Genomic DNA, 13,224 nt, shown 5'->3' with positions numbered 1-13,224 from the left:
AAATTCAAAGCACCATTTTTATTTTACATTTCTAAATTTATAACTGTTACCTTAGGTCTAGACATAGACTCAATTGAATATCTTATTCCTTGTGTTCCCATACCTGATGATTTAACTCCTAAGAATGGAAAATGGTCTGGTCCTCTTTCAGTTTTATTATTTACTTGAACAGTACCTACTTGAAGTTTGTTTGCAACATAAAATGCTTTATTTATGTCTTTTGTAAATACAGAAGATTGAAGACCATATTCTGATTCGTTTGCAATTTTTATTCCTTCTTCTATATCTTTAATTCTTATAATAGGAAGTACAGGCCCAAAAGGCTCTTCCCATGCAAGTCTCATATCTGTGGTAATATTATCAAATAGAGTTGGGTAAATTAAATTACCTGTTCTATTTCCACCAAGTAAAAGAGTTGCTCCCTTTTCTTTAGCTTCATCTATTAAACCTTCTACAAAATCAGCTGACTTCTTATCTATTAAAGGAACTATTGTGCATTGTTCTTTTAAAGGATTACCAACAGTTAAAGCTTCCATTTCTTTTTTAACCTTTGATACTAATTCATCTGCAATACTTTCTAAAACTAAAACTCTCTTAACTGCTGTACATCTTTGGCCTGAATAAGAAAATGCACCGCTTACTATATTTTTAACTGCTAAATCTAAATCTGCATCTTCTAAAACTATAGCTGCGTCCTTTCCTCCAAGTTCCATTAAAAGTGGTTTCATTTCTGTTATTTTAGAAATTCTCTTACCGACTTCACTACTTCCAGTAAAGTTAACAAAATCTATTTTAGGATGAGTTACTACGTAATCTCCAATTTCGCTACCTCTTCCTGTAATAGTATTTAAAACTCCACTTGGAACTCCAGCTTCATCAAATGCTTTTGCAAGATAAAGCCCTGAAATACTCCCTTGAGTAGCAGGCTTAAATACTACTGTGTTTCCTGCCATAAGAGCTGGTGCTATTTTTGAAGCTGCTAAATTTACTGGGTAGTTAAATGGTGATATAGCTAAAACTACTCCTAAAGGTTCCCTAGTTACTATTGATATTTTATCATTTTTAAATCCTGGGAAAGAATCTCCTGGAAGTGATTCTCCTTTTATATTTTCTGCTGTATCTGCTGTAAATCTTATAAAGTCTGCTGTTCTTTTTACTTCTGACATTGAGCTCTTTTTATCTTTTGCTATTTCAACCATAAGAACTTCTGCAATTTCTTCTATTCTCTCTTCTAGAAGATCTGCTACGTTATGAAGTATTCTTGACTTTTGATTTGTTGGCATCTCTCTCCACTTAACTTGTGCATCAACTGCTATATCTATTACCTTATCGACCTCTTCTTTTGACATAGCTTGAATAAACCCTACTGATCTATCATCAACTGGAGATTTTATTTCTATTCTTTTTTCATTTGAACCATTCTCCCACTTACCGTTTATTAAATTACCAAAATACATTCTATTATCTTCTTCTCTATTAAACATATACTCACTCCTTTTTTATATTATTTGATATTTAACTAATATTTATAACCGTCATCTTTTATAATTCTAATTAACTAATAATTTTTATTAATTATAACATATTATTATTAAAAATAAATAAAAAAAAGTTAAAGTTTTTAAAAATAAAAAACTTTAACCTTTAATCTATGTATTGATTTTTTTAGTATGTAGTTATTCCCCTATTTTAACTTCTTTAAAATACCATTATATAGGTACTCTAAGTATGATGTATCTACACCATTTACTTTTAATCCGTTTATTCTAGTTATAGCACTATCTAACGATTCTTTAGCCTCATTTAAATCTCTTTGTTTTATACATCTACTTGTATATTCTAATAAATAATCTATCTTTAAAACTTCTCTAGCCTCTACTTCCATACCGTTATTAACTAAATCAAGAATTAAAGAATATATTTTAGGGTTAGTTTTATCTCTTGCACTAAACAATAAATCATTGTTTTTGCTTGTTTTCTTTGCCATAATTTCCTCCTTAAATAATTTTCTTTATTTAAGTTTACCCCTTATAAGAAATTAAGACAATATTTATAAAAACTCCCCCTCAATTAAGCTCTTTTCTCTGTTTGATGACTTAACCTAATTTATGAAAAAAACCTCTCCTAAACCCCACGTAACCCTAATATATTCTTTTTTATGTCCATAGCTAGTGATACAAGTAAAGTCCCCACTCTACTTTTTATGCCCCCACAGCATAATATGCAATATCAACCCTTTCTAGCTATTTAAACACAATAGACTTTAAATCCCTTTAACCCCCATAAAACACGGAATAAATCAATATCTTATATGTATTTGATTTATTTTACATAACCTATTTTACACGTTATGACAAAGAAATTTTATTTATCAGTTCAAAATATCAAAATCACTCATATATTTACTTTTAAAATAATTTCATACATAATTTCGTAACTTTATTCATATTATATACAAAAAAAGTCAACCTTATGTTCTCCCATAAATTTAAAAAGAGTAAGATTTTTATATCTTACTCTTTAAATAAATACTTCAATTTTTATGTAATCCTCCAGAGCCTCTATAAGAATATCTCCTTTTGATTTATTTACTATCTTTTTAATATTATATAATCCGTAGCCACGATTAGCGCCCTTAGTTGTTATTCCCTTATTTATAGCACTTAAAGCTTCTATTTTATCTACTACTTTATTGCTAACGCTTATATGATGCTTTTTGATCCCTTTAAAATCAGAACTTTCTATATTTACATAAATCCAAGGATCTTTTATACCTTCGACAGCCTCTATAGCATTATTTAATAAATTGCTTAAAAGAACAACTAAATCCATTTGATCTAGCTTTATGTCGTTTAAATTATCTGTTACATCGTATTTTATTTCTATTCCTTGTTCCTCTGCAGCAGACATTTTACTATATAAAACAGCTTTTAAAATAGTATTATCAATATATAATAGATTGTTTAAATGATTATTATCTTTTATGTTTCCGATATAATTGTTTATATTTTCTTTTATATCTTTTTCCTCAGATATATTTATTATTGAATAAATTGTATTAAGGTGATTTTTATATTCGTGTTCATTTGCTCTAAGTTTTAAAATATATTCATCAAATATCGGCTTAAAGTCGTTTTCCATCTGTAATCTATTCTTTTCTTTTAATTCTCCTGTAATAGTTATAAAAAGATTAACGGTAAGTCCTATAAATATTATTATATAAATTGTCATTTCAACAACTAGTCTACTTCCAAGCAATCCTTTATCATTTAATGATTTAAATAATAAAAATACTAATATACTGTTTATTAATATATTTACTACAACTTTACTGTTTTGCATTTTAAATATAGATTCTAATTTATTAGAAATATCTATTTTATATAACATATATCCAAAAACTATCCACATAATCATAGCTAAAACTAGAATTATCCACTGGTTGTTAAATTCTAAAAGAGCTCCAGATGCATACCCTATTAATTCACCTAAAAGCATAACTGTAGTAGATAATACTACATCTATAACAACTTTAATCAAATCATCTTTAGTTAATTTATAAAGTATAAATGAAATTAAACTCATTATGATTATTATTCCCATATTATTATAATATTTTAAAAAGTACTCATTTAAAAACATTATAAATATAGATACAGGAAAAAATACTAATAAATATTTAGTTTTCTTTTCTCCAACAATTATATTCCTAAAAATAATTGTAGTTAGCATTTCAAGTATTGTTATTATAGGCATTACTCTATACCCCATTTTTCACAAACAATCTCTTTATAATTACTACTAAGTTGTGCTTTTTTTTCTGTATTTGTAAAATATACATTACTTAATTTAGCATATACTTTTTCAATCTTATTTATATATTTAACATTTACAAGGTATGATTTATGGGACCTTAATATATTTCCGTTTACACACATATTTAGTATATTACTTAAAGTTAGATTCTTACTTTCAAAAACACCTTTAATGGTATGTATAACAGACTTTCTGTTTAAATATTCAACAAATATTATTTCTTCTTCGTATATCTTTATAGATACCCCAGACTCTACTGGGACTATCAAAAAGTTTCCATTATCAGAAGAAGAAGTATTTACTATCTTTTTGTGAAATGTATCTATTATATTTTTAATATCATCTTCGTTAAAAGGTTTTATTAAAACATCATAGCAATGTGTACTTTTAAACGCCTCTATTATCTGTATAACTTGAGTTGTTATAAATACCATCCCTACGTGTTCATACTTTTCTATCTTCCTTATACTTTTCGCAAATTCAAGCCCTGAGCCATCAGGTAAGTTTATATCGATAAAAAACATATCTATTTCACTATTTTTTGCTATTTCTTCCGCTTCTCTTATAGTTTGTGCCGAATAGGTCTTTATATCTATATATAATCTTTCTATAAGCTTTGCTAAATTTTCTCTTTGTATTTTTTCATCTTCTAGTATTAAAACCCTCATCGCGTTTCCTCTCTTTATTGCTTATAAATACAATTTTACCTATATTATACACCACCATGCTTTAAATTCCAACGAGATAAAGGCTAGTTCTATATAATAATAGAACTAACCTTAAAGATAAATATGTTTCTTAAAAATAATATAAATTTTAAGCTTCTTCTTTTACTCTTTTTGGTAACTCTGGCTCACCTATAATTCCATAGCAGTAATTGCTTAATGCAACATTAGCAACTAAAAGGCTTAAAACTCCCATATACTTTGCAACATTACTCTTTAACCCTAATTTCTTTAACATTTTCTTCTCTCCTCACTTTTAAGTAATCTAATATCATAATAGACTCAGTAAAAAAAACTAAGCTATATAAACTATTGAACCAAAAACCAGTTAATAAAAGGAATCCTCCAGCTGTAATAATCAGCCTTAGCCTTAAGAATAAATTTTTTCTCTCATCTATTCCACTTTTATCTAACTTAGTCTTATATTTAACTGTACTTAACACATACATTATTATCGCAATACAAACGTAATTTACAACAATTGGAATAGTATGTATCTTAGAGGATACAAAAAATAAAAACATATATAAAATTGTACTCTTAACGAGGCACCCCATTAAACTTTTAGCGTGAGTTCCCCCTATAGCTGTCCTTATTGTAAATAATAAAGCTGTTACAGTAAAGAATTCTATACCTTTTCCTATAAGAATAGATAAAATCATAATAATAGTTAACTTAAAAGTCTCACCTATTATAGTTTCAAGTCCATATCTTATATCATCTATTTTATATTCATCTGTGATTCCTAATTCATTTTTTATAAAATTAAGATTTTTGTTTACTACCCACTGTATCATCTTATATCCCCCTATTTAAAAACTATTATAAATTCATTTACAAATTATTTATGAATTATGTATATTCTTATCTTTTTCAATCATATTCTTCATTTTAATCTACTTTAATACATTTTTTTAACCACTTTATACTTATTTTATGTTTTAAGTAAAAATATTACGTTAATATATTTATCTAACCACTTTATTGTTGATTTTATTTCCTATACAAAAAAAGAGGTAGCTTAAAGCTACCTCTTAATTAATTAGACTAAATATTTTTTTGTTATTTTTAGAAACTCTGATTCGTTATCCTTATACCAAGTTTCGAATCTAACATTTTTTTCTTCTAATGTTTTATATAAATCATAAATATAGTTTGGAATCTCGTCTTCTACGATATCTCCATAAACTTTAGCAAGCTTAGTTTCTCCTACTTTAAATGATCCACCTACATGTAATTCAAAACATTTTTTAACTTCATCATTAACTCTTTTTGATTTACCTGTAAATCCAATTTCTCCAATTTCGTGTACTCCACAAGAGTTTGCACAACCTGAAATGTGAACCTTTGGCAATAAATCTTTCGTAACATCTTTTTCTTTTAAAAGATTAACTATGTTATTTAATAAACCTTGGCTATTACATAACCCCATTTGACAAACAGGAACTCCTATACAAGAAATAGATTGCATTACGTCAATCTCTCCGCCTTTGTTATTAGTAAGTTCTAATACTTTTAAAGCTTCTTCTCCGTTAAGATTTCTTATATACATTCCTTCTGTCATTGCAAATCTATAATCAACATCTTCCATATCTTTAGTTAAGTCAATTATCATTTTTAAATCTTCTGTTTTTAAGATTCCTCCGATTGGGTGGAAGTACACACTATATAGACCTTCAGTTTTTTGCTCTACTAATCTTTTATGCTTTATATCAGTTTTTATTCCTTTTTTAGATATAGTTACAGGCTTTACGCTTATAGTAAGGTCTTTTCCTTTTAAAACTTCTTCTAAATGTTTTTTATAACATTCTTTAAAAGCTTCGTCTCCCATCCTATCTGCTATATATCTAATACGAGCTTTTCCTTTATTTTTGTAATCACCTTCAGCCATGAAAAGATTTGTCATAGCTTCAACGTGATATATTATTTCTTCTGGTTTTACTATTTCATCGAATTTTACAGCTGTTCTTGGATTTCTTCCAAGTCCGCCTCCTATATATAATGAAAATGCATTTTCGCCGTTATTTTTTATAGCTACAAACCCCATATCAACAGCTGTACAATGAGCTTCATCATTCTCATTGCTAGACATCGCAATTTTTAATTTTCTTGGTAATTTGTAAGTATAAACCTTACTAGCTATATGATCATTTATCGCTTTTGCATAAGGAGTAACATCAAATGGTTCATCCTTTAAAACTCCTGCAAGTGGTGACATTGCAACGTTTCTTGGGAAGTTACCTCCACCGCCTCTTGTTATTATTCCATAATCTAAAGCTTCTTCCATTACATCACAGACTTCATCTATTGTTAACCCATGTAATTGAACTGCTTCTCTTGTTGTTGGGTGAACTGATTCTAATTTATATCTTGTTGCCCACTCATAGATTTTATTTAAATCTTCTTTTGAAGCCATTCCTGATGGAGTTTTTATCCTTATCATAAAAGTTTCTCCACCTCTATGAGCATAAGCTCCCATTCCTCCAGATATAGCTTTAAATTGTGCTACATTTAGTTCTTTATTTACGAATTTATGACCTTGCTCTCTAAATTCTCTTATTTCTTTTCTTAGTATCTCTTTTAATTCGCTCACGTAAATCACCTCTCCTTTTGTAATTTTACTATTATTTTGAAATAATAAAATGATTTATTTCTTATAGTACTTATAGGTAATTACCTATAAGTATTTTAAAACGATTACTTTTTTATTGTTTAAAATAATGCTAAGATCATATAATCTTAGCATTATCTAAATATATCTATATCATACTCTCCAAAATAGCTTCTTGATTTAAACCTAATTTTTTAGAGACTAATACACCCTTAACTAGTGATGCTCCATTTTTTATAAGTGCTAAAAGCAGCTCATCTTTTACTATATTTTCTACTTTATATCCTAATAAATGTGCAAGTACAATATTAATAGGAAGGATAGACTTTTCTTTTTCACTAACATAATTTATGTCACATCCTCTTTTAACTGCATCATTTATAAATTTTATTCTTTCTTTAATCTTAGATCTACCAGTAACTGCGTAATGTATTGGCGTTTTTGACCTTTCAAAAACTATATTTTCTCCATCATTATACTCTTCCATAATTTCTTTTGCAATTTTGAAATACCCCTTACTAATGCTCCATTCTAAGGCTGATATCTTTTTATTATCAACTATCTTAAAATCGCAGTTGTTTTCTAGTAGTATTCTAACTATATCTAGTCTTTCCTCTTCTGTTATATCTAAAGGATTAGTGACAGTCCAAATAAGTGCTGTATTTCCCTTTGTATCTTTTTCGTTAATACTTGCTTTTGCTTCTAGTAAGTAATTTACCATATCTATATTTCCGTATATACAAGCTACCATTAAAGGTGTCATTCCTTGTTTTGTTTTACTATCAAGTTCCATTCTAAAATTAACCTCACTCCAAATCATTTCATTAAACAACTCTTTTCTGCTATTCATACAAAACACATGTAATAGTCCTTCCGAAACATTATTTTTATACTTTGTGTCCCCGCCACTATTAATTATTTCCTTTATAATATCTAAATTTGAATGTGCAAAGGCTCTCATAAGTGGAGAATAAGGGTCTAATTTATCTTCTTTATTAACATCCGCACCTAAATCTATTAAACTTTTAACTAATTCTAAATCGTTTAATATTATTGCTGACTTTAATGGTGTCACTCCTAAATTACTAAACTTTAAAGATTCACTATTTATATCAACACCACTTTCACACAAAATATTTATTATTTTTATAATATTATTTTTAATATCTACATCCTTTTCTTTATTGAAAGTAAAGACAGCCTTATTAAGTATTCCATAGCCTACTTTATCCTTTACCTTTATAAAATCACAGTCCTCTATTAATTTTTTTACTTTATTTATATTCCCTTCTTCTATTGCCTTTTTAAATAAAACTTCCAAATTTCCCATATTACATCCCCCCTTCTAAATCTCTAATTAAAATAACTATTACTATATTCTTATAAGATACTATGCTTATTTATACTTTATTTTTAAAATTATTTTAAATATAGAAAAAGCTCTAAGATAAATTTAAATTTATCTTAGAGCTTTTATTATTTTTTTCTTTTATCCATAATTTTTTTAGAAAATATTACTCCACAAAGTAAAAATAACATTGGAATAATAAATTGTGGTGAAAGAGGATTACTTATATTCTTTCCTATTATTGAATAGCAAATAGTTTCAGGCAATACCCCTAATAAAGAAGCTAATATAAAATCTTTATATTTAATCTTAGTTAATCCACAAGCATAACTTAAAGGGTCATATGGTAAAATAGGTGGTAATCTTAGTAAAAATAAAATTTTAAATCCATTTTTCTCTATATTGTCGTCTAACTTCATAAATTTATTTCCAAGAAAACCTTCTACAAAATCTCTCCCAAGATATCTTGAAACAAAAAATGCTATTGTTCCTGTTATAAAGAAGCCTATCATAGTTAAAATAAACCCTTTAACAGGGCCAAACACTATACCACTAACTATCGCCATAACGTTTGTTGGAACTATAAATAAAAATGGTTTTATAACATACGATAAAAGATAAATCCCAGCTGCATATCCACTTCTTTCTTTAATAAATGCACATATTTTATCTACATCTAAACTTTCAATAAACTTGTAATGATCTCCTATAAATAAAACAGCAATTACGATTATAGATATTAATATAATAAACTTAACTTTATTTGCTGTAGTAAGCTTTTTCTTCTCCATTAATTTTCCACCTTTTATTCCCCTTCTAAACTATCTATACTTTATATAAATTAGCACAGTTGCACTTTACTGTAAATGAAAGATAAACAAACTTTATATTTTTAAAAATTTATTAAGAAATCTAAAGATTAGTTATCTAATTAATATGAAAATTAGTTGTTTACTATATCTATTTTACCTGTATTTTTCTAATTATTGGATAATATTATAATAATGTCTTTAATTTTGATAGTTTTGCGATCTAAAAAAAGTAGGCAAGATTTATTATAAATCTTAACCTACTTTTTTTTTACTTATTTTCAAAAGTTCCAAACACTACAGGTTCCCCTTCTGAAACCATTATTTTGCCTCTTGCTATAACTGTATTTATATCTAAAGTATCTTTATCTACTATAACTAAATCTGCATCTTTTCCTTTTTCAATACTTCCCTTATTAGAGAGCTTTAATATATTTGCTACGTTTTTAGTTATGGTACTTATAGCTTTTTCTATATCTATTCCTTCACTTAAAATAGAGTCTTTAATTTCTCTATAAAGAGTTTCTACGCTGCATATACCCATACCTACAAGCTTTCCACCTTCATCAAATACAGGCATGCTTCCGTTGCCATCAGAAGAGAATGTTATCTTTTCTATCTCTACTCCTTTTTCTAAAAGGTATTTAAAAGCTTTAGAAGGTCTAACTTCATCTTTTTCTAAGTGATTTATATCAGCACTAGAAGTTATATCTAAAGAGCCACCTCTCTTTGCCCACTCCACCCCTGATTCTAATAGTTCTTTTGTCCTACTCATATGAGTTGGAAGGATTTGATCTGCTGGAATTTCACTTTGATTTAACATCTCAAATAAAAAGTCCATCTTTCTTGCACCGCCACCTAAGTGAACGTTAACTATTCCAGCTTTCCCTGATAGAAGTCCTCCTACTCTAGCTTGAGCTACTAGATTTATGAATTGGTCTAATCTAGGCTGAGTGCTTCTGTTGTCTGATAGAGCAATTTCTCCAACTCCTATAACTTCTTCTACTAGCATTAAATCCCCTTTAATGCTTTCAGTCATAGTTTGAACCGGAACGTCGTAAGAGCCAGTGTAGCAAAAAGCTGATATACCTTCTTCTTTTAAAGCCTTAACCTTAGCTACTACACTTCTCATATCTCTACAAACGCTATCTGTTCCCCTACACCCTACAACAGTAGTTATTCCACCTTTAGTTATGCTACTTAAATCGATCTCTGGAGTTCTAGTTTTAAACCCTCCTTCTCCGCCTCCACCTGTTAGGTGGATATGAGAATCTATAAACCCTGGAAATAACAGTTTCCCGCTTCCTTCTATCTCTTCAATTTGTATAAAATCTTTAGGTATATTTACCTTTTCATAAATCCCTTCGATTTTATCATTAACTATAACTAAATCTCTTTTACCCATAAACTCTGGACTATAAATTTCAATATCTTTAATTACCTTTACCATAGTATATATCACATCCCAAACTTTAGTTTTCTATTATCTTACTGATTTTATCGTTATTATACATAGAATTTGCATATTTATCTTTAATTATTCTTGCATATAATTTGCTATCCTCTATATTAGTCTTCTCGTTTAATAATGCTAGTCTGTAAAGAACTTCATCTACGTAAGTCCCATCACTATAATATTTATAATACACTTCTAAATACTTTATAGCTTCTTTATTATCTTTAAGTTCACTTTCTGTTACTCCTAAATAATATAAAACATGTTCGTTTAAATAAGTTCCTTTAGAATAAGGAAGTGCTATTAAAAATTCATCTAGTGCCTTTTTATATTGTTTATCATTAAAATATTTTTGACCGTTATCATAAAACTTTTGAACGCCTTCAGCTTTTAGTTCTTTTTTAGCTTTATTGTATAACTTTTTATCTTTTTCATTTAAATTATCTATATTTAAATCTCCTAAGATACTTGCCATACTATAATAATCATTATTTTTTATTGCACTATTTAATTTATCTGCATCTAAAGCCTTTTCTTTATTTATTTCTTCTTTTTTATCTTCAGTAACCTTTTTCTCTTCCTCTTTACTTTGAACCTCTACTTTATTATCTGCAGTTTCTGAAGGCAAGTTTGCTTTAGCTTCACCTTTAGTTACCATGTTGTATATTCCAAAACACCCACCAGCAAGTATCGCTATCAAAAATGTAATTATGTAAATTTTTTTATTATTCTTTAGACTTTTATTATCACCATAAATTTCATTTATTTCTTTTATCAAAGCTTTTGCTTCTTTATAATTTTTATCTACTATTAAAGCTTCATTTAAGTATTCTTTAGCTTCTTTTGGCATTCCCTTTTTTAAGTAGCATTTCCCTAAAGCTGTATTAACTTTTATAGTATTAAAATCACTTTTTTTACACCTATTAAGCAGTTCTATAGCTTTATCTATCTCGAGTTTCTTTAAAAGAAATTCTGAAGTTTTATAAAGTTCTACTTTTTCTCTATCATTTATAGAATCTTTAATATAAGATTTTGCCATATCATTATCATTGAATTCTCTATTTATATTCCAAACTGTTATAGCATCATCTAGCATTCCTCTTTGATATAAAATAATACCTTTTAAATTTAAAATCGCTTGATTTTTAAGACTTTCTGCCATAGCTTTTTCACATACTTCTATAGCTTTATCTAATTCACCTTCATCATGGTATTTTACAGCTTTATTATAAAGCTCCCCCATTTTTCTACTCATAGTTTATTAAAATCCTCCGTAAATAATAATTCCAAGTATAGCTGCTATCACTATACTAAGTATCGGGTGTATCTTTGTTCTAAATAATATAAATCCAACTATAACTGTTATTATTATAGCTTTAAAGTCAACATATGCTTCTAGCGCTAAGTCATAAAAAGCTTGTATTATAAGTGCAATTAAAACCGGCCTCATAGCTTGCAGAGCTCCTTTTAATATCTTAGACTCTTTAAATTTATCCATAGCTTTAGATGCGATACTTACTAATACAAATGACATAAAAACAACACCTATAGTCGCAAAAGCTGATCCTAAAACCCCGTCTACCTTATACCCTACAAATGTTGCTGAGTTTATAGCAACTGGTCCTGGAGTCATTTGAGATATACCTATGATATCCATAAAATCATTACTACTTATCCACCCGTGATTTGTTATAATCTCTCTTTGGATAAATGGTATCATAGCATACCCTCCACCAAAGCTTACTGCACCAATTTTTAGGAAAGTAAAAAATAAGTTTAACAATAATCCCATCTACTCCACCTTACCTTTTAAAAATATTGCTCCAAAAATAGCTGAAATTATTATAACTATTATAGGATTAACCTTAAAAATTATAAGTGCTATAAGAGAAATAACAAATATAATTATATTTCGCTTATTTTTATCTACACCTTTAGATAAACTTACAACTCCTGTTAAAACTAAAACTGGAACAGCAGCTGATATACCTTTAAATGCAAGATTAACATAATAATTAGATCTAAATTGCATAAATACAGTAGCTACTAATAGAATTATAAGAAATGAAGGTAGTGCAACTCCTAAAAGTGCCATAACAGCACCTAAAACTCCACCTATTTTATATCCGATAAATATAGATGTATTTACAGACATAGCACCTGGTAAACTTTGCGCAACAACAAGCATATCCATAAACTCATCTTTACTTACCCATTCATTTTTCTCTACTACTTCTTTTTCTATAATAGGAATCATCGCATATCCTCCACCGAAGGTAAATGCACCTATTTTTAGAAATGAAATAAACATCTTTAAAACTTTTTCCACAGTCTCTTCCTCCTGGGCTTTAATTTATAAACATATTTTAACACAAAAAGGCAACTATTAAATTTTATTTTAAATGCGCCTATTACTATTACTTCTTTTATTATTTTTTTAAATTCTAATATTTTACATT

At 27.8% G+C, this 13,224-nt stretch carries 13 protein-coding genes; all 13 read right to left on the bottom strand.

Annotated features, from left to right (window positions below; all coding sequences use genetic code 11):
- Positions 1 to 23: 23 nt before the first annotated feature.
- Positions 24 to 1,484 (bottom strand): NADP-dependent glyceraldehyde-3-phosphate dehydrogenase, encoded by a 1,461-nt coding sequence (locus tag INR60_RS11740; RefSeq protein WP_194191726.1) that lies wholly within the window; start codon positions 1,482 to 1,484, stop codon positions 24 to 26.
- Positions 1,485 to 1,684: 200 nt separating this feature from the next.
- On the bottom strand, positions 1,685 to 1,987 hold the full coding sequence (locus INR60_RS11735) for a hypothetical protein (protein WP_194191725.1): 303 nt from the start codon (positions 1,985 to 1,987) through the stop codon (positions 1,685 to 1,687).
- 533 nt (positions 1,988 to 2,520) lie between these two features.
- Positions 2,521 to 3,771: a sensor histidine kinase gene (locus INR60_RS11730; protein WP_194191724.1), complete on the bottom strand. Its 1,251-nt coding sequence runs from the start codon at positions 3,769 to 3,771 to the stop codon at positions 2,521 to 2,523.
- Positions 3,756 to 4,484 carry a LytR/AlgR family response regulator transcription factor gene (locus INR60_RS11725; RefSeq protein WP_194191723.1) on the bottom strand — a complete coding sequence of 243 codons (729 nt, stop codon included), beginning with the start codon at positions 4,482 to 4,484 and terminating at the stop codon, positions 3,756 to 3,758. Before INR60_RS11725 ends, INR60_RS11730 begins: the two co-directional genes overlap by 16 nt.
- Positions 4,485 to 4,632: 148 nt before the next feature.
- Positions 4,633 to 4,779 carry a cyclic lactone autoinducer peptide gene (locus INR60_RS11720; RefSeq protein ID WP_194191722.1) on the bottom strand — a complete coding sequence of 49 codons (147 nt, stop codon included), beginning with the start codon at positions 4,777 to 4,779 and terminating at the stop codon, positions 4,633 to 4,635.
- The gene (locus tag INR60_RS11715; protein WP_194191721.1) at positions 4,751 to 5,338 is read right to left on the bottom strand and encodes an accessory gene regulator B family protein; all 588 of its coding nucleotides are present in this window, start codon (positions 5,336 to 5,338) and stop codon (positions 4,751 to 4,753) included. Before INR60_RS11715 ends, INR60_RS11720 begins: the two co-directional genes overlap by 29 nt.
- Positions 5,339 to 5,583: 245 nt before the next feature.
- Positions 5,584 to 7,134 (bottom strand): ferredoxin-like domain-containing protein, encoded by a 1,551-nt coding sequence (locus INR60_RS11710; protein WP_194191720.1) that lies wholly within the window; start codon positions 7,132 to 7,134, stop codon positions 5,584 to 5,586.
- 166 nt (positions 7,135 to 7,300) lie between these two features.
- Entirely contained in the window at positions 7,301 to 8,482 is a 1,182-nt protein-coding gene (locus INR60_RS11705) for an ankyrin repeat domain-containing protein (RefSeq protein ID WP_194191719.1), read from the bottom strand.
- A 146-nt stretch (positions 8,483 to 8,628) separates the two neighbouring features.
- Positions 8,629 to 9,291, bottom strand: coding sequence for a TVP38/TMEM64 family protein (locus tag INR60_RS11700; RefSeq protein WP_194191718.1), 663 nt, complete (start codon positions 9,289 to 9,291; stop codon positions 8,629 to 8,631).
- 289 nt (positions 9,292 to 9,580) lie between these two features.
- On the bottom strand, positions 9,581 to 10,759 hold the full coding sequence (iadA, locus tag INR60_RS11695) for a beta-aspartyl-peptidase (RefSeq protein WP_194191717.1): 1,179 nt from the start codon (positions 10,757 to 10,759) through the stop codon (positions 9,581 to 9,583).
- A 22-nt stretch (positions 10,760 to 10,781) separates the two neighbouring features.
- Positions 10,782 to 12,020: a tetratricopeptide repeat protein gene (locus INR60_RS11690; RefSeq protein WP_194191716.1), complete on the bottom strand. Its 1,239-nt coding sequence runs from the start codon at positions 12,018 to 12,020 to the stop codon at positions 10,782 to 10,784.
- A gap of 6 nt (positions 12,021 to 12,026) precedes the next feature.
- Complete coding sequence (locus INR60_RS11685) at positions 12,027 to 12,557, bottom strand: chromate transporter (protein WP_194191715.1); 531 nt, start codon at positions 12,555 to 12,557, stop codon at positions 12,027 to 12,029.
- Positions 12,558 to 13,094, bottom strand: a complete 537-nt coding sequence (locus INR60_RS11680; protein ID WP_194191714.1) for a chromate transporter — start codon at positions 13,092 to 13,094, stop codon at positions 12,558 to 12,560.
- Between the last annotated feature and the right edge of the window lie 130 nt (positions 13,095 to 13,224).

The sequence above is a fragment of the Clostridium chrysemydis genome, from assembly GCF_015234215.1.
Lineage (GTDB): Bacteria > Bacillota > Clostridia > Clostridiales > Clostridiaceae > Clostridium > Clostridium chrysemydis.
Note: the sequence above shows the minus strand (reverse complement) of the source record. Positions and strands in the feature narration are given on the sequence as shown.